17 protein-coding genes are annotated in these 19,112 nt (G+C 39.0%); 3 read left to right on the top strand and 14 right to left on the bottom strand.

Features of this window, described 5'->3' with window-relative positions; genetic code table 11:
* Positions 1-221: 221 nt before the first annotated feature.
* From DAHG_RS01755 to DAHG_RS01705, 11 genes are all read right to left on the bottom strand, one after another.
* The gene (locus DAHG_RS01755) at positions 222-623 is read right to left on the bottom strand and encodes an SRPBCC family protein (protein WP_022936598.1); all 402 of its coding nucleotides are present in this window, start codon (positions 621-623) and stop codon (positions 222-224) included.
* Positions 624-631: 8 nt separating this feature from the next.
* On the bottom strand, positions 632-1,468 hold the full coding sequence (locus DAHG_RS01750; protein WP_022936597.1) for an AraC family transcriptional regulator: 837 nt from the start codon (positions 1,466-1,468) through the stop codon (positions 632-634).
* 133 nt (positions 1,469-1,601) lie between these two features.
* On the bottom strand, positions 1,602-2,543 hold the full coding sequence (locus tag DAHG_RS01745) for an HD domain-containing protein (protein WP_022936596.1): 942 nt from the start codon (positions 2,541-2,543) through the stop codon (positions 1,602-1,604).
* On the bottom strand, positions 2,540-4,522 hold the full coding sequence (locus DAHG_RS01740; protein WP_022936595.1) for a glycosyltransferase: 1,983 nt from the start codon (positions 4,520-4,522) through the stop codon (positions 2,540-2,542). The genes DAHG_RS01745 and DAHG_RS01740 overlap by 4 nt, the downstream gene beginning before the upstream one ends.
* Positions 4,523-4,534: 12 nt before the next feature.
* Positions 4,535-5,575 carry a lysylphosphatidylglycerol synthase transmembrane domain-containing protein gene (locus DAHG_RS01735; protein WP_022936594.1) on the bottom strand — a complete coding sequence of 347 codons (1,041 nt, stop codon included), beginning with the start codon at positions 5,573-5,575 and terminating at the stop codon, positions 4,535-4,537.
* Positions 5,576-5,587: 12 nt separating this feature from the next.
* Positions 5,588-6,595, bottom strand: a complete 1,008-nt coding sequence (locus tag DAHG_RS01730) for an LTA glycolipid anchor biosynthesis glycosyltransferase, IagA/BgsA family (RefSeq protein ID WP_022936593.1) — start codon at positions 6,593-6,595, stop codon at positions 5,588-5,590.
* A 302-nt stretch (positions 6,596-6,897) separates the two neighbouring features.
* On the bottom strand, positions 6,898-7,440 hold the full coding sequence (locus DAHG_RS01725; RefSeq protein WP_022936592.1) for a hypothetical protein: 543 nt from the start codon (positions 7,438-7,440) through the stop codon (positions 6,898-6,900).
* A 17-nt stretch (positions 7,441-7,457) separates the two neighbouring features.
* Positions 7,458-9,920 (bottom strand): ABC transporter permease family protein, encoded by a 2,463-nt coding sequence (locus DAHG_RS01720; RefSeq protein WP_205408088.1) that lies wholly within the window; start codon positions 9,918-9,920, stop codon positions 7,458-7,460.
* Entirely contained in the window at positions 9,917-10,588 is a 672-nt protein-coding gene (locus DAHG_RS01715) for an ABC transporter ATP-binding protein (RefSeq protein ID WP_022936590.1), read from the bottom strand. Before DAHG_RS01715 ends, DAHG_RS01720 begins: the two co-directional genes overlap by 4 nt.
* A gap of 48 nt (positions 10,589-10,636) precedes the next feature.
* On the bottom strand, positions 10,637-11,818 hold the full coding sequence (locus DAHG_RS01710; protein WP_022936589.1) for a sensor histidine kinase: 1,182 nt from the start codon (positions 11,816-11,818) through the stop codon (positions 10,637-10,639).
* On the bottom strand, positions 11,808-12,491 hold the full coding sequence (locus DAHG_RS01705) for a response regulator transcription factor (RefSeq protein WP_022936588.1): 684 nt from the start codon (positions 12,489-12,491) through the stop codon (positions 11,808-11,810). Before DAHG_RS01705 ends, DAHG_RS01710 begins: the two co-directional genes overlap by 11 nt.
* 136 nt (positions 12,492-12,627) lie before the next feature.
* Here DAHG_RS01705 and DAHG_RS01700 point away from each other — a divergent pair, with 136 nt between their 5' ends.
* The gene (locus DAHG_RS01700; protein ID WP_022936587.1) at positions 12,628-13,437 is read left to right on the top strand and encodes an MBL fold metallo-hydrolase; all 810 of its coding nucleotides are present in this window, start codon (positions 12,628-12,630) and stop codon (positions 13,435-13,437) included.
* A gap of 17 nt (positions 13,438-13,454) precedes the next feature.
* Positions 13,455-14,030 (top strand): DUF6434 domain-containing protein, encoded by a 576-nt coding sequence (locus tag DAHG_RS01695; RefSeq protein ID WP_022936586.1) that lies wholly within the window; start codon positions 13,455-13,457, stop codon positions 14,028-14,030.
* Positions 14,031-14,061: 31 nt separating this feature from the next.
* Here the strand turns inward: DAHG_RS01695 and DAHG_RS01690 are convergent, their stop codons facing one another.
* The 3 genes from DAHG_RS01690 to DAHG_RS18440 are packed head-to-tail and all read right to left on the bottom strand — an operon-like array spanning position 14,062 to position 17,500.
* The gene (locus DAHG_RS01690) at positions 14,062-15,666 is read right to left on the bottom strand and encodes a CTP synthase (RefSeq protein WP_022936585.1); all 1,605 of its coding nucleotides are present in this window, start codon (positions 15,664-15,666) and stop codon (positions 14,062-14,064) included.
* Positions 15,663-16,238, bottom strand: coding sequence for an ANTAR domain-containing response regulator (locus DAHG_RS01685; RefSeq protein ID WP_022936584.1), 576 nt, complete (start codon positions 16,236-16,238; stop codon positions 15,663-15,665). The genes DAHG_RS01690 and DAHG_RS01685 overlap by 4 nt, the downstream gene beginning before the upstream one ends.
* A gap of 11 nt (positions 16,239-16,249) precedes the next feature.
* Entirely contained in the window at positions 16,250-17,500 is a 1,251-nt protein-coding gene (locus DAHG_RS18440) for a glutamine synthetase family protein (RefSeq protein WP_022936583.1), read from the bottom strand.
* A 214-nt stretch (positions 17,501-17,714) separates the two neighbouring features.
* Between DAHG_RS18440 and DAHG_RS01675 the strand changes: the two genes are divergently transcribed.
* Positions 17,715-18,995, top strand: a complete 1,281-nt coding sequence (locus DAHG_RS01675; protein WP_022936582.1) for an adenylosuccinate synthase — start codon at positions 17,715-17,717, stop codon at positions 18,993-18,995.
* The last annotated feature ends 117 nt before the right edge of the window (positions 18,996-19,112 follow it).

The following is a 19,112-nucleotide window of genomic DNA, read 5'->3' as shown; positions in this document are numbered from 1 at the left end:
TCTTAACATAAAGTGTGTTAAGATGCAAATTTTTATTGTAATAGCTGTTGAAAATGAATTAGAATCCTTCTAAAGCGATTGAATATACGGGTATGGAGAACCTTCCCTTATATAACTCTATGTAACACAAACATTTTCCAAGACGTAAATCCTTTTTAGGGTTTACACCATAATTATAAGAAGATAATGAAATCAGCGATATATGAAGCTTTTTCCTCACTTCAATTTCTATCCTTAACAGCCCGTTTCAAATCCTGACAGTATATAGCCTGCTGCTTTTTTAAATACATCTTAATAAAAGGTTTCATCAGTATCTTTTTAGCTGTAACTGTTTCAATAAATTCAACCTCTGTGTAAGTTTCATGGTCTGTAAAATTGCCGATCCAATGCCCTGTCATATTGTCATTCTCAATATCGAACGCCCATTGCTGATATGGCTTTGTGACAGTTATCGTAAAATAGGTAGAAATCCCTTCTTGCGAAATTTCCACAAATTGTTTATCATTGATCACTTCAAGCTTGCTTATGTCACTGCGCCAAGTATAATTTTCAAGCGAAGTCACAACCTCCCAGACACATGTCAGTGGAGCATCAATTGTCATTTTAATTTTTGAACTTGTCATAATTCCTCCTATTTAATCGGCAGCCAGTATTCATAGATTGCCAAATGCGGATCTGCCTTAAAATAAACCTCAACATCGGCCGCATCGTCACATTCATAACCAGAAGTCGGCAGCCATTCAAGTAAAACACGCCGTTGTAAAGCTTGTAATGAATGATTATCTCCCTGCCCAGAAAACACTGCCCATGAACCTGCCTGAATTAAATATTCTTCATAATCATGGTTATTTATGGTTGATGCTGACGCTATCATATATTTCCATTCCTCGCCATGGTGAATGCTGACGCCTAACAACGCATTGGGATAGGCATTATTCATTAATACTAACTCAATCAGTTTGCCATTGGCAACAGCCGCCTGCCATTGATCAGGAACTGCCTTAAAATTCTGTTCTAAATTTTTAGCCAGCGGACAGGCAATGCCAAGGATGCGAATAGCCGGTTTCTTTTCAATGCGCACACTCAGCTCATCACCGCCCTGCTTTAATACTGAAAAACGAATCGGCGGATAGGCGGCAAACGATGCTTTGCCCTGTTTAACCAAAGAAGGAGCGGCACCGTGAAACCTTTTAAACGCGCGATTAAAAGCTGTGGGTGAATCATAGCCATAAGTTAATGCGGCATCGATGACTTTGCACTTTGTTTTCTGAAGGTCAACCGCAGCCATTGATAACCGGCGGAAACGAATATATTCACTTAATGAAAGCTGTGCCATATATAAAAATAATTTCTGAAAATAATAACTTGAACAACCGGCAATATCAGCCAATACCTGATAATCAATATCTTCATTTAGATGCTGTTCAATATAATCGATAGCCTGATTTAATTTATCTATCCCATCCACAAGTTTACCTCTCTTATTCATTATACTTATCTGTTATTTTATTACCTCTCACTTTGATTATTTAAAATGCGAGCTATCCGATTTCTGTTAAATTTAACATTTGAAAAAGGAATGGTTCAAACCATTCCCAGCATTATTCTTTCGTTTTCTTAGCCTTATAGAAGCTACGGTTTTCAAGAGCAAAAATACGCGGTGTAAATTCTCCCTCAGCAACACCGTCCAGCGCCTTAGTCAGTGAATTCATTCGGGCGTCAATATTGTCGATATAATGAAGAATCTCTGCCTCTGGAATCATTGGCAGGACAGGTGAGCCAAACTCATACTCGCCATGATGAGAAAGGATCATATGCCGAAGCAAAATCACTTCTTCACCTTCAATATTATTTGCTTTTGCGGTTTCATCCACAATCGTCTGCATAATTGAAATATGTCCCAATAACTTACCAGGCATTGTATATTCAGTAATAACCGGGCCGCTTAATTCGATGCATTTCCCAATATCATGAGCAATTACCCCGCTGACTAACAAATCACGATCAAGCATCGGATAAATCGCGCATAACGCATCCGCGACTCTCAGCATGCCTAATACATGCGTTGCCAGCCCGCCGACAAAATCATGATGATTTTTAGCCGCTGCCGGATAAGCATAAAAATCCTTTTCAAAATGCTCCATCACCTTGCTGATTAACAGATGCAGCTTAGGATTTTTAATACTATCAATCTTTTCGCTAATCTGACGCTTCAGCTCAGCGCGTGAAATATCTCCCTCACGCACAAAATCACGGATATCAAATTTACTGCGGTCCAGCACACGGCAATCATTCACCCGCATTTGCAGCTGTTTATTATGTGACAAAACCTCGCCTTCAAATTCAAGAATCATTCCCGGCTTATAATTAGCCAGCTGATCCGGGCGGGCTGACCATAGCTTTCCTTCAATGACTCCTGTCTTATCCTGAAGCGTCAGTGAAAGATAGGGTGAACCCTTAGCGGTGACACCTTTGCTTAACTGTGAAATCAATAATACATAAGTACCGTGATCCCCATCGATAAATTCATTTACATGTTTCATTTAAAAATCTCCATTCCATTGATGGCAATCAGTACATCTTCCGATGTAAAGCCTTTGCGGATTAAAGAGCGCAAAATCGCATTTTTCAATTCCTGACCATCATATTTTTTTGAATATGTCTTTAATGCTTTCTGGATTGCCTTTTCAAGCAAAGCAGCTTGTTCGCCAGCCTCTTCATTAAAATCCATCTGCGCAATTACCTCGTCGGCGAGTGTTGGACTATATCCCTGAACAATCAGCCGCTGCTTCATTTTCTGTTTCTTCATTTTCAATGACTGTCCCTTGATTGACAGCTGAAGCTTTTGCGCGTAATGGAAGGCTTTTGTTTTTTCTGTCGCATCGCCAAGGGTATCTAATGCTTCAGAAACACTTTCATACGGCAGTCCCCTTTTCACAAGATCACGAATAATCTTGCCTTTCCCTTCAAGCGAGCGCTGCTTGTGTTCAATCTGATTAAACATATACAAGGTATCATTGACATAGCCCTTATCTTCAAGCTTATCAATCATATCATTAATCTGTTTAATATCCAAAGAACCATCTTCTACCAATATATCATACATTTCTTTGCGTGTACGATCCTTGGTTGATATTTTACGGATACATAAACGCCATGCTTTTAATACTTTCTCACGAAGCTGCAGCTCTTCAAGCACACTTTGGTGAATAACTCCATCTTTTTTAATTTCAAACGCAAAGTAATCTTCCACACTGACCAGCACCTTGATTTCATCCTCTTTATTATCAAGCAGCGTAATCAGCACACAATCATCCATTGTTTTAATTCGTTTTACATCCAATGTCTTATGATAGGAATTAACGGCTTCCTCGTAAACATTAAGCACAGCGGTATAGAAAGTATGACAGTCATACTGCGCGCTTTGACGGCGGGCATTATGCTTCATCATTTCCACCGTTTCCTTATCCAACGCGAAGAATTCAATGACCTTATCACTAAATGTATCTTCTTCAAAGAAATAACCGCTCTTGCCATCCTCTAATAAATCATCCAATACATCATCATGACGGGCAAATACCGGCAATCCGCTGGCTGCTGCTTCAATAAATGTCATCCCCTGTGTTTCACTTAATGACGCGGATACAAAGCCATCCATCGCTGCATAGAAGACAGGCACCAGATCACGGTCCTGCTTATCTGTGAAAATCACCTGATCAGCAATGCCGCATGAAGCAGCCAAATCTTTCAATTCCTCAAGATCAGGGCCGCCGCCTACAATCATCAGCTTATAATGCGGATTACTTTTCGCTGCCTTCACAAAACCGCGGATTACAACATCTATACTCTTTTCATGAGCTACTCGGCCAACGTAAAGCATGACCTTATCCTCAGCACTTAGTTGATACTGAGCGCGCAGCTTTTGAATATCCTCAGCCGGAATACGTTCCCGGTTAAACTTATCCAAATCAAGACCGGTTGGAATAATATGAATCGGTGTGGTAACACCATATTTAACTAATGCTTCCCGTGTCTTTTCACTTGGTGCGATAACCGCTTCACATGTATCAACAACCATTTTAGAGAAGGAAGCAGTCACCTTTTTACCTACCTTGTCAATACCTTCAATATCAAACTTATTAATGTAATGAGTATAATCTTCATACATTGTATGGTAAGTACAAACAAGGGGAATACCGAGATCCTTTGCTACAATACGTGCAAAGATACCGATACCGAATTCAGTGTGCACATGAATTAAATCAAGATTCATCGCCTTAATATCATCCTTCGCTGAGAAATGATAGGGTGTTGACAAAATATAGCCATACAGCCATTTCAATTCAAAGCCCGGCAGCCGCAGTACGTTCCCTTCACGTTTTGAATGCAGCAGCCCCTTATGGTTGGCAATCACGAAAACTTCATGTCCATTCTTTTCAAGCTCTTTCTGCAGTGTAACAATGGATGATACTACCCCATTGATATCCGGCAGATATGTGTCACTAAATAATCCTATCCGCATATAAGACGCCTCCTATTCTTCTGTCTGCATCCCGTGCGCGGAATGCTGTTTGATAAATATAAACAACGTGCCCCCAATCAGCAGAATCAGATGATAGGTGGCAAATCGCCAGATAATCATAATACTTGATGCATATTTTGCTGAAATTAATAAAGAGAATATTTGCACAAACATCATTTCCGTACCGCCGCTGGCGCCGGGAACCGGAAAGAATGAATTAGACATTGTCACAAAGGATGATAACGCAATCACATCGATAATCGGCATATCCTTAGCCGGTACGCCTAATACTAAACCGATAAAAAACGGCAGTGAAAAATAAATCGTTAATCGAATCACGTTATAACCGGCAACTTTCAAAATCAGCTTTTTGTTATTGCGGTTGCGGTTTATTTCAATATTGAAAGACGATAACTGTTCATTCCAACTGGCCAATGTCTTTTCCTCATCCTTTACAATGTGCATCTTATGCAGCAGCCTGACAACCGTACCGCTCAGCTTCATATATAGCTTAGGAAATTTAGCCATGGTCCAAAGCAGGCCGATGACCGAGAAATTCAATAAAAAGCCAATAAATATAAAGGTAAATAAGAATGAATAATTGGCATAATAATAACCAAAGCGAAGAATCATCAATAAAGCCGCATACAACATTAAAACTGTCTGATAAGTAATAAAATCAAGCCAGAGAATACTTGCGCCTTCACTGGGCCGAATCCCCTGTTTCTTAAACGCGTAGATCTGCCCAAATTGACCGCCTGACGCGCTGGGTGTAATGCCGCTGAAAAAGCTGCCGATAAAGCCAACGACGATTCCGTCCTTCAGCTTATAATCATGCTTATGCTCACGGGCAATGGATGTCAGGATACAGCCTACCATGCCGTTATAGAATAATGAGCCAATGATGATAATAATCATACTGAACCAGGAAATATTCTTTAACACTCCCAGCACCTGCTCATAATCATCCTTTAATGCAAACCATAAAGCAAAGCCTGTTAGCAAAAGGATAAGCAGCAGATTCAATATATATTTTTTAGATACTTGTTTCATAGACTACCCCGCTCACAGAGCCAACACTTTCTCGTAAACCTCTCGCAATTTCTCCCCGATACATTCAATGCTTCTTGATTCAGCCGTAAACCGGCCATTTTCTGTCAGATTGTCCACTTTTCCTTCAACGATCTTTTCTGTTAAATCTACAAAATCGGCAACCGTTTTGCCTTTGTAGCAGTTAACACCGTGAAGCAGCCATGGATCATATACTGGAATATCTCTTAATAATACTTGCTGGGAACTTGCTAAGGCTTCTAAAACAACAATTCCCTCTGTCTCTTCTTTACTTGGGAAAAAGAAGCAGTCAGCACCCGCATAAGCGCCTTCAATAACCGGACCCTTAACATAACCCGGCAGAATCACATTATGCGGATGATCTTCCTCAATAACTTCACGAATCTTCTTAGGCACTGTATAAAGCGGCGTATAGCCAAACCAGATAAATTTATACTGCGGCAGCTGTTTTGCTACCTCCATAAAATCTAACAGACCCTTACGTTCAAAATACAAGCCTACTGATATAACAACCTTATCCTCATCTTTTAATGAGAAATAACGACGAAAAGCCTTCACCTTCTCTTTATTATAGTGAAAGCGGTCAAGATCTATACCATTTGAAATATCCACAATGGGTACATTGATCCCTTCATAACCTTCCAATAATGATTTTGAATACGGTGTCGGCGTAATAATATAATCCGCTTTTGAGTAGCATGTGATCAGCAGCTTTTTAAATACCGGCGCGATCTGATTACTCAATACAAACGAATTGCGGAAATCTTCTTCCGTTGAATGTGCATGATAAATGACTTTTAATCCCCTTTTCCTAGCTTTAGCAATCACGCCAAGACTGCTGGGACCTACCGTGTTAATGTGCAGGATGTCATAATCATCATCTGGATCCAAGGTATATTCAATCCCCTGTGAAGCCAGAGCCGCTTTTTGATGCTTCAAGGCACGGCCGATCCCAGAGGTAGAAATCATCTTTTCTCCTTCAAAATACAGACAGACTTTCATAGCACCCGCTCCTTTACTCGTCTAATTATAGCACACTTGCGGCTGACATTAAACACTGAGCAAATTTCATTTTCGTAAGAAAAGAAATTTTAGAATTTCTTAAGAATTAAAGAGGTTTTTTATCGGTTTTACTTAAGAGCCATATTATGAATTAAAGTAATCAGACATTACTAAGCCTGTCCACGTTTCAGCATACAATTTATATATAAAAGAAAAAACACGGCAGCTAAACCGTGTTTCAATGACTATTAAAATACAACCGGAAGCTTACGAAAATCCGCAAATGACCTCTCTGCTAATCCTTAATATCGTTTATAACCATTCGAAATTTCAAACTTAATTTTAACATTTTCTGTATTAACGGTTTGAATCGCATCAAATATCTCTGCATTTGATTCATCATTGGCTATACCTACCAGCAAACAATTACCTGATTCATCAATTGCAATAGAATGAACCGCGTCTATCTCCAGTTGAAATATTAAGTTTTGCAATTGCAGCAATTCAGCGAAGGAAAAATCAGCCTTTTCAATCATAACTTTCGCAAATTCAGTCTTTGCCAGTAAATTCACTTCAGGAATTATCCTTGTAAAGGCAACATGCGCAACATTATTCTCATCAATCCAAGCGCCGCCATAAGAATCTTCTGCCGCTGTTAAGTTAATATTTTCATCATAGAAAGCATCCAAATCGATGCCGAGTTCATTTAAAAATGCTTCAATTTCATGAGAAGCTTGTACATTAGCTGCAATATCATTTATCTCAGAATAGCTGTCTGCTGCTCTATGGTTCATGTTGGACATAGTGCAGAATAACAGGGTAAAACATAAAAACATTTTTTTCATTGCATTATCTCCTTAGCTTAAGTATGATTATTGATATGTTGATTGCTGAACGCTATTGAAATCACGAATAGTACGATTCCCACAAACATCATCAAACCTATATGTAAAGGTAAAGCATAGTTACTAAACATTTCACTCAATGTATATTTAATTTCCAAATGTTTATTCAATGAATTCATTTCATAAGCAACCGTTAATACAAACAGAATATTAGCCATAAGAATCGATGATAAAAGAATCATTACTTCGCCCGACAAATAATAAATACGGCATGTTTTCTTATTAGCCCCCAGTTTTTTTAGAATATCAATATTGGCAGATGCTATTTCACTTTTATTATAAGAAATGAATACTTGAATCATAATTACAATCGAAATCATACAAGCAAATAAAGTAATATACAAGAAACACTTTGATTGTAAGTTAACCTCTCTCAAGCTTGCTTCTTCACGATAGTTGGTAAAGCTCACACCCGGATATTCGCTGGCAATTATTGAAAGCTGTTTATCTAAAAGTTCACCATCCACATTAGACTTTATAAAAATACTTATTTCATTAACCCCATTTAATTGTGGTATAAATGCCGGACTGACAATTAAACAATATACATCATAAAACATATTGAAAACTCTACTGTCATTATACTGTCGAATCAAGCCAGTAACAGGTATTGAATTATCAAAATCTTTTCGTTCTACATGAATCATGCTGCCAACACTTAATGTATCTTCATGAATTAATTGCAGCTGATCCTTGATGACTTCTCCCTGATAATATATAAAACTGCTTCCCTTGCGATTTGACCAAACCTTTGGCACGACAATATCCGGTAAATACATTAAAGCGCTCTCTCCTTTATTGAAGGCTTCAATATCAAGTTCTCCCTCATCTATATCATTAAGCACTAAATTAAAAAGCTCAGGATTCTTTATTGGATCTATAATTACGATTTGACCGATAACTTTGCCTGATTCACGCTGCATAAATGAAATTTCATTGAGAATTGGCGAAGCTTGATAACCTTCCCATTCAAAAGAATAATCATCATTCATGGGATCTGTTTCATAATAAGAATAAATTTTATCTATTCCCTCAAGATAGTTTAAATCGTCTAACAGCAAAGGATTAATGACCTGTTGTCTTGGAAACATTAAAGAACTGTTACGGCCGTCAAGCACATAATCAGGAATGTCTTGATAAAAGTTGACGCTATTTTGTTCCTTTTGATAATTATATGAAAGATAGAAAGTGGATAACAATAATAGAGTAATACTGATACACTGCAAATAAGCCGCTTTGCGGTTATTATTAAAATGACGCATACCTAAATAAAACGCGGATAAATATTTTCCTCTATATTTGCGATGACGCTTATTCACATTGCTTTGAATGCTGAAATTACCGGTTAAGGTCATTTTACGCATAAATATTGAAGCAAATATAAAACCTGCGATTGATATTACAAACAATACAGCACTTACGATGAACCAATCAGATAACGCATAACTAAGAATGATGCCTGAAGCTGTTAAGCGCTTAAAGATTATATTTAAGCAGCCTATAACAGCCATACAGATCAAGTAATTTAATAATACCGACAGAGTACATACCAATATGGATGCCTTAAATAGCTGTAAACTAAGTTGATTCAATGACATGCCTAAGGCTCTTAAAGTCATTAAATTCACTCTTTCTTTCAATAAGAATAAGAAATAGGCAATAAAAATCATGGATACGGATAAGATGAATGTAATTAAAAGCAGATAGAGATAGGACTGATTTCCCTGTTCATGAATATCAAAAGGGAAGGCAGCCGCTGTATTTTTTACACATAATTTATGTTTGATAAGAGAATCCAAAACATCTTCATAACCGGCTTGGCATTGCATAAAGATATGAGTGTCAACCGTAATGTCAAAAACATTCCCCTTTGTGAAGATTGATACTAATTCTCCATCAGATTGCCAATTAGCAGAATAACTTTTTAGAATCCCTGATAAAACAAATTCGGCATTTATCTCATCACGATCATTTAAGCGAATATCTAAATTGATCCTTTGACCTACTTCATAAGCGATATGCAGCTTATCAAGAATGTAAGATTCTATGACTACTTCATTCTCCTTAGTCGGCCATTCCCCTTCTTTTAATGTCAGCCGGCCCATGTCGATCAATGGTTCTTCAATAAAACCGATGCTGCCAATCGCCCGCTCATCAGCGAACACTTCTCCCATTATATTCATTGTCGCACTCTGTGCTATGAGCTGATTATTTTCAATCATTTGCTGCTGATCAGCTGAAATATCAAAATAAGCCCCCTGCCATTCCCCATAGATAGTCAGTGAATTTTCTCGATTTGTTTCAAAAATAGAACGCTGAATAATAAATGATAAACTCATAAAAATTGAGGAACACACTAAAATAATGATAATTCTCATTAAGAAACCGCGGCTTTTTTTATTCATTAATTTTCTCATCATGAACCTGCTTCACTCATTGATCCATTTTCGATGATAAATATACGATCACACTGTTTCGCAATATTCATATCGTGGGTCACTAATAAAATGGTTTGATTATATAGCCGCTGACATGTTTTCAAAAGATTTAAAACAATTAAAGAATTCTCTTCATCAAGGTTCCCTGTCGGTTCATCCGCAAGAATCAAAATTGGTTTGTTAGCCATCGCTCTGGCTAATGCCGCACGCTGCTGTTCACCACCGCTTAACTCATCAATATAGGCATCTTTTAATTGTTCAATATTTAGTGTCTTCATAATTTGATCAATATATTTCTGATCCTCTTTCTGCTTATCTAAATGAATGGGCAGCAAGATATTCTCATAGACTGTCAATTCAGGCATCAGATTATACGTTTGAAATACATAACCAATATTTTTACGTCTGTATTCCGCTAATCTTGCCTCATGATAGGAAGTTATCTTTTCACCATTTACGCAAATTTCACCGCTGACTGGCTTTAATAAGCCGCCAATCAAATTCAATAAGGTAGTTTTGCCAGAACCGCTTCTGCCAGTAATTGCTACAAAGCTATTAGCTTCAATATTTAAATCAATAGCATTTAAAATCATTTTATGACTTCTTAATGTTGAATATTTCATGGTTAATTTATTAATTTCAATCAGCATAGCTTCACCTCTTTTAATCTATTAAACCGCATTTTGCTTAAGATTACGTTAAGATTTGTGATTATATGCCATTTCACCTTGAAGCAGTGCGAAACTAATCGTAAAACATGTGCCAGATGGTTTTTCATTATGTACATCAATCTGCCCGCAATGAGCATTAATAATATCCTTTGCCAAATGCAGTCCGATACCAAAATGACTTTCTTCATGTTCCTGTTTGCTTTGATGATAACGATTAAAAATCATATCAATTTCAGCTTCATCAATACCATGGCCTTCATCTTTGATTTTAATATAGAGCTTGTCACTTATTTGATAGGCGGATACGGTTACTAAAGCATGCTCAGGACTATATCGTGAGCAATTATCCAATATATTAATGAAGGCTTCCTTCAGCCATGTCTGATCACCCCATAGATAAAAATCACTTTCAGCCGTGAAGCTAATCCTGATTTGGGGATATTTTATCATCGTCTGATTTACACAATTTGTTAGTAATTCATTGATATGAAGTTTTGCATAGTTTAAATTATTTTGATTAGAACGCAATTTGCCAGCCTTAAGCAGCAAAGATGTAATTTCATCTAATTGATGACATATTTCTTCCGCCTCATTTAAATTTTCATTCAATACATCAGCAGTGGTGTTTCTACACATATCGATTAAAAGCAACAGCGAAGTTAATGGCGTTTTTATCTGATGAGTGATATTTTCAAGGTAATTCAACTGCAGCTGATTCATCCTTTGATATTCGCTTTGCTGTTTCATTTTCTCTTTCTTCATTTCTTCAACAGCTGCTTTCAAACGGCAGAAATCTTCACTGCATAATGCATTTTCCATCGCATCTTCATGCCTGACAATTTGTATCAGAACTTCTAAATCTGCCTGCAGCTGCTTCCTATATGCCCGCTGCAACAGCCATACTGTCAGCACAAATAAAACAGATGCTATTGCTAAGATTAAAAGCGGTAAACGATAAATCAATGTTCGATTGAGGTATAAATAACCAGATTCACCATAACCTTGCTGCCGCAAATAATCAAAGCCCGCTTTTATTTGCTGAGGGCTGGCGCCCTGAAAGAATATCGATTCAATGTGTTCTTGACTGCCAAGCCCAGCCACCAATTGATCAGTTAGATATTTTTGTTGGTAATAGAATGCCAGAATCACACACAGGAAAAAAACAATGCATGCAGTAATAAAAATAATTTTATATTTTCTATTCTTCAATTTCTGTCACCTCACCGCTCCAGCGATAACCAATTGACCTTGTTGTTTCAAGATAAGCGGCATAAGCGAGTAATTTCCGCTTAATCATTGAAATATTCACAGTTAATGTATTATCTTCAATATAATTGCCTCTGCGATCCCATATTTCTTCAAGAAATCTTTCTCTTGGTATCGTCTGTCCTGAATTTCTCAAAAGCATAACCATGATTTTAAATTCAATCGGTGTCAGTTTAATATCCTGCTGATCTATAAAACATTTATTTAAATTCAGATCTAAAATCAGCTGATGACAGCACAGCTTATTGATATGTTTTTTAGATCTTTTCAAAACCGCATTAATGCGTGCTACTAATACAGCGGGGCTAAATGGTTTACAGATATAATCATCACAGCCCAAAGCATAAGAGTTCAAAATTGTCTTTTCCTCATCATAGACAGTTAAAAATATAATTGGTTCATGGTTCACAGCTCTGATTTCTTTACATAAATCAAGGCCATTGCCATCCTTCAGATGAATATCCAAAAGATAAAGGTCAAAGGACTCTGCTATGTGCTCAATCGCTTTTTCATAAGTGTTCACCCATATCACTTCATCATAATATTGAAGCAAAAAACGCTGTAAATTACGGCCTAGCTGTAACTCATCTTCAACTAAAAGAATCCTGATTTTCATAACCTCACCCCATTTCTTATAAAGTATCATCATAATTCTTATTGCGCAATAGTTTCTTACAGAAAGCCAAATTGTTACAAATTGATATCTTGCATATAAATTTAAGTATGCTAGAATAGTGAAAACGAGGTCTGCCATGAAATTAACTATACTCTGTGACAATAATACAATGATCGATCAATATTATCTGGGTGAACCGGCTCTGTCTTTTTATATTGAAGAGGGTGATCAAAGACTCCTCTTTGATACTGGCTATTCGGACGTATTTCTGAGAAACGCGGCTTCGCTTCAGATCGATTTAACACAGCCGATGGATATTGTTCTGTCACATGGTCACAATGACCATACGCGTGGCTTACAATGGCTGAAAGAGAAGCATCTCTTAGCGAATAAGCGAATCATCGCTCATCCGGATACTTTTAATCAAAAAATCATGGCTTCATTAGATATCGGTTCGCCGCTCAGTGTTCAGGAATTAAAGGCAAGCTCTTCCCTTATTTTGAGTAAAACCCCAATAAAGCTGAATGCATCAATCACCTATCTAGGTGAAATACCTCAGCATTTCAGCTTTGAACCAAGGATGCCGATTGGCATGACATGGCATGATCATAAGCTAGTGCCAGATTTACTGCTTGATGACAGTGCGCTTGTCTATCAAAGTTCAAAAGGAATTTTCATCATTACCGGCTGCTCCCACAGCGGCATCTGTAATATTATTGAAACTGCAAAACAGCTGAGTAATGAATCTCGTATCCTTGGTGTTATCGGCGGCTTTCACCTCTTTGATGTGGATGAACGGCTGGCTCAAACCATCGATTATTTAAAATCAAATCAAATTGATTTGCTTGCGCCGTGCCACTGTGTTTCATTTCATGCCAAAGCTGAAATCAGCAAAAGTATGCGCCTTATAGAAGTCGGAAGCGGCGCATGCTTAGAAATTATATAAATATAAAGGAGTCTCTTATGTCAACACGTCCCACTTTGTCAGTCAAACTGACAGCCGCTGAATTTAAAAATTATTATTATCTGAAAGAAGAACTTGTCAGCTTCTGCCGTGAATGCGGCTTACAGGCAACTGGCAGCAAAAATGAATTAACTGAACGCATCGCTCATTATCTTGAAACCGGTGAGAAACTGATTCGAACCAAACCCGCCAAGTCAAAGAATAGTCCATCTGTATTGACGATGGATACATTAATTGAGGAAAACATCGTCTGTTCAGAACAGCACCGCGCCTTCTTCAAACAGGCCATCGGCAAAAGCTTCAGCTTTAATGTTCAGTTTCAGAATTGGCTGAAAAGCAATGCCGGAAAAACGTATCAGGATGCCGTTATTGCCTATGCCCAGATACTGGAAGCAAAGAAGAAAACAACAACCACAATTGATCGGCAATTTGAATATAATACATATATTCGTGCTTTTTTCGCTGATAACAAGGGGTTAAAGCTTGAAGATGCCATTCGCTGCTGGCGCTATAAAAAAGGACTTCCCGGTCATAATGCCTATGAGAAGTCCGATTTAGAGATTTTAAAATCATAGCTTGAGGATTTCCAAAATGGGAATCCTTTTCTTATTTCTGCTGGTGTTTCAGCGCATGCTTAATGAAGCCTTTAAATAATGGATGAGCGTGATTCGGTCTTGATTTGAACTCTGGATGAAACTGAACCCCGATATAGAAATCATTGGCTGGTATTTCAATTGCTTCAACCAGCTGCTGATCCAAGGAAGTACCGCTGAGTACCATACCAGCTGCTTCAAACATAGAACGATAATCATTATTAAACTCATAACGATGGCGGTGCCGCTCTGAAATTTGTTCCTGCTTGTAGCAGTCCATCATCAACGTATCAGCTTTGATCAGGCACGGATACGCGCCCAGCCGCATCGTACCGCCCTTGGCTAAATCATCGCTTTGATGTGCCATAAAATGAATGACATGATGCTTCGCTTCCGGGTCAAATTCATATGAATTGGCATCCTTCAAGCCTAATTGATAGCGGGCAAATTCAATGGTCGCGATCTGCATACCCAAACAGATGCCTAAATATGGGATATTGTTCACTCTCGCATAATGCGCTGCCGCAATTTTCCCTTCTATGCCGCGGCTGCCAAAACCGCCGGGAATCAGAATACCATCCACATCCTTTAATACTTCCGCGGCATTGCCTTCATGGATACCTTCTGAATCAACCCAATCAATCACTACCTTAGCGCCATTTTCAAAACCGCCATGATTGAGGGCTTCCATTACGGACAGATAAGCATCATGCAGCTTTACATATTTACCGATTAAGGCAATCCGCACGGTTTTATCACAGGCATGAATCGTTTCCACCATTGCCCGCCACTCCTTTAAATCGATACTTCTCGCTGGCAGTGACAGCTCACGGCAGACTACTTCTGATAAATTTGCTGATTCCAGCATTAAAGGGACTTCATACAAGGTCGGCATCGTCTGATTATCAATGACACAGTCGCTTTTCACATTGCAGAATGCAGATATCTTTCGCTTAATATCATTATCCAGCGGCGCGTCGGATCGAGTGACAATCAGATTGGGATGAATCCCATACGACTGCAGTTCCTTGACAGAATGCTGTGTCGGCTTTGATTTAAGCTCATTGCTGCCAGCGATATAAGGCACCAGCGTCACATGAATGAAACAGCAGTTTTCCCGGCCAACTTCAATTGACAGCTGACGGATCGCTTCTAAAAATGGCTGACTTTCAATATCGCCCACCGTACCGCCGATCTCTGTAATAACCACATCGCAGCCGCTTTGTTCACCGACCTGATAAATAAAACTCTTAATCTCATTGGTAATATGCGGAATCACCTGTACTGTCTCACCAAGAAATTCACCGCGCCGCTCTTTATTCAATACTTCCCAATAAACCTTACCCGTCGTCAGATTTGAATAATGATTCAGATTTTCATCGATAAAACGTTCATAATGACCTAAATCAAGATCGGTTTCCGCACCGTCCTCCGTCACATACACCTCACCATGCTGAAAGGGACTCATTGTACCCGGGTCAACATTAATATAAGGATCAAGCTTTTGCGAAGCTACCTTATACCCTCTCGCTTTAAGCAAACGTCCCAATGACGCACCGGTTATACCTTTACCTAAACCGGATACGACACCGCCTGTCACAAATATATATTTTCTCATTCTTTTCTCCTCTCGCTATTCTTTATTATCATTCTGGCTATTTCTTTGCGGCTCATACGGCGATCCATCGCCTTTTTTTCAATCGCACGATGGGCTGTTTGTTCACTATACTGAAAACGTTCAATCAGAATACATTTAGCCTTATCTACCAGTTTGATCTCTTCAATTTTACTTTGCAGATCATCATTTTCCTTTTTTAATACCGCCATACGGTAACGAGCCGCCTTCATCAGATTTAAGGTTTGCGTAAAAAGCTGCTCATCAATCGGTTTCGCAAGTACCATAACGCCATATTCCTGCACCTTTTTGCACATTTCATCAACCCGTTCATTTTGTACCATTAAAATTACTGAGGTTAAAGGATTGCGGGCAGCATAGATGGCAAGCATATGACCGAATTCATCTTTTAAGGGTGTATCGATTACAATGCTGTCAAAATCTTGATCCAATAAGGTCACTCTGGCTTCTGCCGCATTGTCTATCTTCATTACCGAAGGAAAAGCGGTGTTTAAAAAGGATGCCAATGAATCTTGTTTATGATGCATACTGGATACTAACAAACACCGCTCCATATTCTTCCCTCCTATCGGTTATGCTGAAACTCTAAAGTCTTAACCGCTAAATATTTGTCAATCAAATGCTGCGGCAAAACTTTTTGCACAAACTCACTGCCGCGGGCTAATTCAATCGCTTCCTGCAAATTCTCCGGCAGCTTTTCTAATTCATCATGATCGCGCTGATACAGATTTTCATTAACCGCCGCCGGCAGCTTCAGCTGATCGTGAATGCCTTCCAAGCCGGCACTCAGCAATAAGCTTAAGGCTAAATAAGGATTGCACATCGGATCAGCAGAACGCACCTCAATCCGCCGGTATTCACCTTGGGCAGCCGGAATACGAATCAGCTGTGACCGGTTTTGATGACTCCAGCTGATATATTTAGGCGCTTCAAAATGTCCCAGCCGCTGATAACTGCATGCCATTGGATTTAAGAAAACACTAATTTCCCGGATACGGCGTAAAATCCCTGCCGTAAAAGCCGCCATGCATTCACTTTTCTGATCCGCGAACAAATTGCTTGTTTCATCATATACTGATAAATTGATATGCAAACCATTTCCAGCTTCATCGGCCAATGGCTTAGGATCAAATGACGCATGCAGACCATTCAGTGCCGCAATCGTTTCCACAACGGACTTAAATGTAATCAGATTATCACAGGTGGTAAAAGCATCATCATAACGGAAATCAATCTCATTTTGACCGGGGCCATGCTCATGATGACTGCTTTCCGGCTGAATCCCCATCTTCTCTAACGTGAGACATATTTCTCGGCGCACATTTTCACCCGCATCAAGCGGCGCTATATCAAAATAAGAAGCCCGATCAAGGGGGATATGAGTAGGATTTCCCCATTCATCCCGCTTAAACAGATAAAATTCGCATTCCAATCCCGCCATAATCGTCAAACCAGCCGCTGACGCTTCAGTACACACTTCTTTTAATAAATGACGCGCATCAGATTCAAAAACATTTCCCTCTGCATCTTTGATTTCACAGAAAAAACGCACGACTCTGCCATTTTGCGGACGCCAAGGCAATAATGATAAGGTTGCGGGATCCGGACAGAGAAACAGATCACTGGCTTCCACATTTAAAAAACCGGCAATCGCTGAAGCATCAAAAGAAATACCTTCACGAAATGCCCGTTCCAGTTCATCAGGCATAATTGAAATATTCTTCTGGATACCAAAGATATCACAGAAAGCTAGACGGATAAACTTCACATCATTTTCATTTATAAATTGGATTACTTCCCGCTGTGTATTATTCATAGATTGCCTCCTAAAAATTGAAAAGGCGTCAATAAATAAAGGGTAAATACTACCCTGAATTCACTGAACGCCTTTGTTCTGTGTCTATAATAAGGGGATGAATGCGAAAAGTCAATATTTTTTAAAGAAAAATCTATGCCCAACCGATAAATAGTGATAGAATATTAAAGTGTTTTTTGAAAATAACGAAAAACTGTAAAGGAGAAATGCAATTATGGCAGGTTATGTAGTAGTTGGCGCCCAATGGGGCGATGAAGGAAAAGGTAAAATCGTCGATGTTCTCGGTGAAAAAGCTGATTATGTCGTTCGGTTTCAGGGAGGCAATAATGCTGGACATACCGTTGTTGTCAATGGTGAGAAAAGTATTCTCCATCTGCTTCCTTCAGGTGTACTTCACAAAAATGCGGTATGCATTATCGGACCGGGTGTAGTAGTCGATCCCTTCGTATTGCTTGAAGAAATCGATGTACTGGAAAAGAAAGGTCTGCCAAGCAGCCATATTTTCGTCAGTGACCGCGCGCATCTGATCATGCCGTATCATATCAAGCTGGATGAGCTTCAGGAAGAACGGCTGGCTGGCAACAAGATTGGCACAACCAAGCGCGGCATTGGTCCTTGTTATGCAGATAAATATACCCGCATCGGTTTAAGAGTTGGTGATTTAATTGATTTTGAAGCCTTTAAACGAAAATTAAAATCAACGCTTTCCATTAAAAATGATCAGATTACTAAGCTTTATAATGAAGAACCATTTGATTATGATGCAATGGTTGCCCAGTTCAGCATGATCCGTGAAAAACTGATGCCTAGAATGATGGATTCATTAAGCGTTGTCAATGAAGCGCTGGATCAAGATAAAATGGTTTTATTTGAAGGGGCTCAGGCAGCCATGCTGGATATTAATTATGGCACTTATCCTTATGTAACTTCTTCTTCACCTACTTCTGCCGGTGTCTGTGCAGGTGCTGGTGTTTCTCCGATGAAGCTGGATAAAATCATCGGGGTTGTCAAGGCTTATTCAACCCGTGTCGGTGAAGGCCCTTTTGTTAGTGAGCTGCTGAATGAAGAGGGTGAAAAGCTGCGGGCTATCGGCCATGAATACGGAGCAACCACTGGACGTCCGCGCCGCTGCGGATGGCTGGATCTAAATGTAGTCAAACATGCCGCCCGCATCAATGGCTTAACGGATCTGGTTATCACTAAGATTGATGTACTTTCAGCCTTTGATGAAATCAAGGTATGTGTCGGTTATGAAATTGACGGACAGCGCTATGATACAATTCCCGCTTCTGTAGAAATGATTGCCGCCGCTAAACCAATCTATGAGATTTTCCCAGGCTGGCAGTCAGACATTACTCAAATCCGTACATTTGAAGAACTGCCGGAAAACTGCCGCGCTTATTTAAAACGCATTGAAGAATTTACAAACACCCGCATTTCACTTGTATCAGTCGGCCCTGACCGTGAAAATAATATCCTGATTCACGAAATTTAATTAAAGCTAGTTATTTAATAGGCATAGTCGTAAGGCTATGCTTTTTATTTTCTTTTATTTCTCCTGAGCGTTGATTGACAATATTCCATAAGTTGAATATAATATATTTATTCTACA

It is taken from the genome of Dielma fastidiosa (assembly GCF_000313565.1).
GTDB lineage: Bacteria > Bacillota_I > Bacilli_A > Erysipelotrichales > Erysipelotrichaceae > Dielma > Dielma fastidiosa.
Note: the sequence above shows the minus strand (reverse complement) of the source record. Positions and strands in the feature narration are given on the sequence as shown.

Excerpts from the sequence above, each read along its gene's own strand:
- DAHG_RS01755 (WP_022936598.1), bottom strand. The coding sequence starts at position 623 with ATGACAAGTTCAAAAATTAAAATGACAATTGATGCTCCACTGACATGT.
- DAHG_RS01745 (WP_022936596.1), bottom strand. The coding sequence starts at position 2,543 with ATGAAACATGTAAATGAATTTATCGATGGGGATCACGGTACTTATGTA.
- DAHG_RS01740 (WP_022936595.1), bottom strand. The coding sequence starts at position 4,522 with ATGCGGATAGGATTATTTAGTGACACATATCTGCCGGATATCAATGGG.
- DAHG_RS01735 (WP_022936594.1), bottom strand. The coding sequence starts at position 5,575 with ATGAAACAAGTATCTAAAAAATATATATTGAATCTGCTGCTTATCCTT.
- DAHG_RS01730 (WP_022936593.1), bottom strand. The coding sequence starts at position 6,595 with ATGAAAGTCTGTCTGTATTTTGAAGGAGAAAAGATGATTTCTACCTCT.
- DAHG_RS01725 (WP_022936592.1), bottom strand. The coding sequence starts at position 7,440 with ATGAAAAAAATGTTTTTATGTTTTACCCTGTTATTCTGCACTATGTCC.
- DAHG_RS01720 (WP_205408088.1), bottom strand. The coding sequence starts at position 9,920 with ATGATGAGAAAATTAATGAATAAAAAAAGCCGCGGTTTCTTAATGAGA.
- DAHG_RS01715 (WP_022936590.1), bottom strand. The coding sequence starts at position 10,588 with ATGCTGATTGAAATTAATAAATTAACCATGAAATATTCAACATTAAGA.
- DAHG_RS01705 (WP_022936588.1), bottom strand. The coding sequence starts at position 12,491 with ATGAAAATCAGGATTCTTTTAGTTGAAGATGAGTTACAGCTAGGCCGT.
- DAHG_RS01700 (WP_022936587.1), top strand. The coding sequence starts at position 12,628 with ATGAAATTAACTATACTCTGTGACAATAATACAATGATCGATCAATAT.
- DAHG_RS01695 (WP_022936586.1), top strand. The coding sequence starts at position 13,455 with ATGTCAACACGTCCCACTTTGTCAGTCAAACTGACAGCCGCTGAATTT.
- DAHG_RS01690 (WP_022936585.1), bottom strand. The coding sequence starts at position 15,666 with ATGAGAAAATATATATTTGTGACAGGCGGTGTCGTATCCGGTTTAGGT.
- DAHG_RS01685 (WP_022936584.1), bottom strand. The coding sequence starts at position 16,238 with ATGGAGCGGTGTTTGTTAGTATCCAGTATGCATCATAAACAAGATTCA.
- DAHG_RS18440 (WP_022936583.1), bottom strand. The coding sequence starts at position 17,500 with ATGAATAATACACAGCGGGAAGTAATCCAATTTATAAATGAAAATGAT.
- DAHG_RS01675 (WP_022936582.1), top strand. The coding sequence starts at position 17,715 with ATGGCAGGTTATGTAGTAGTTGGCGCCCAATGGGGCGATGAAGGAAAA.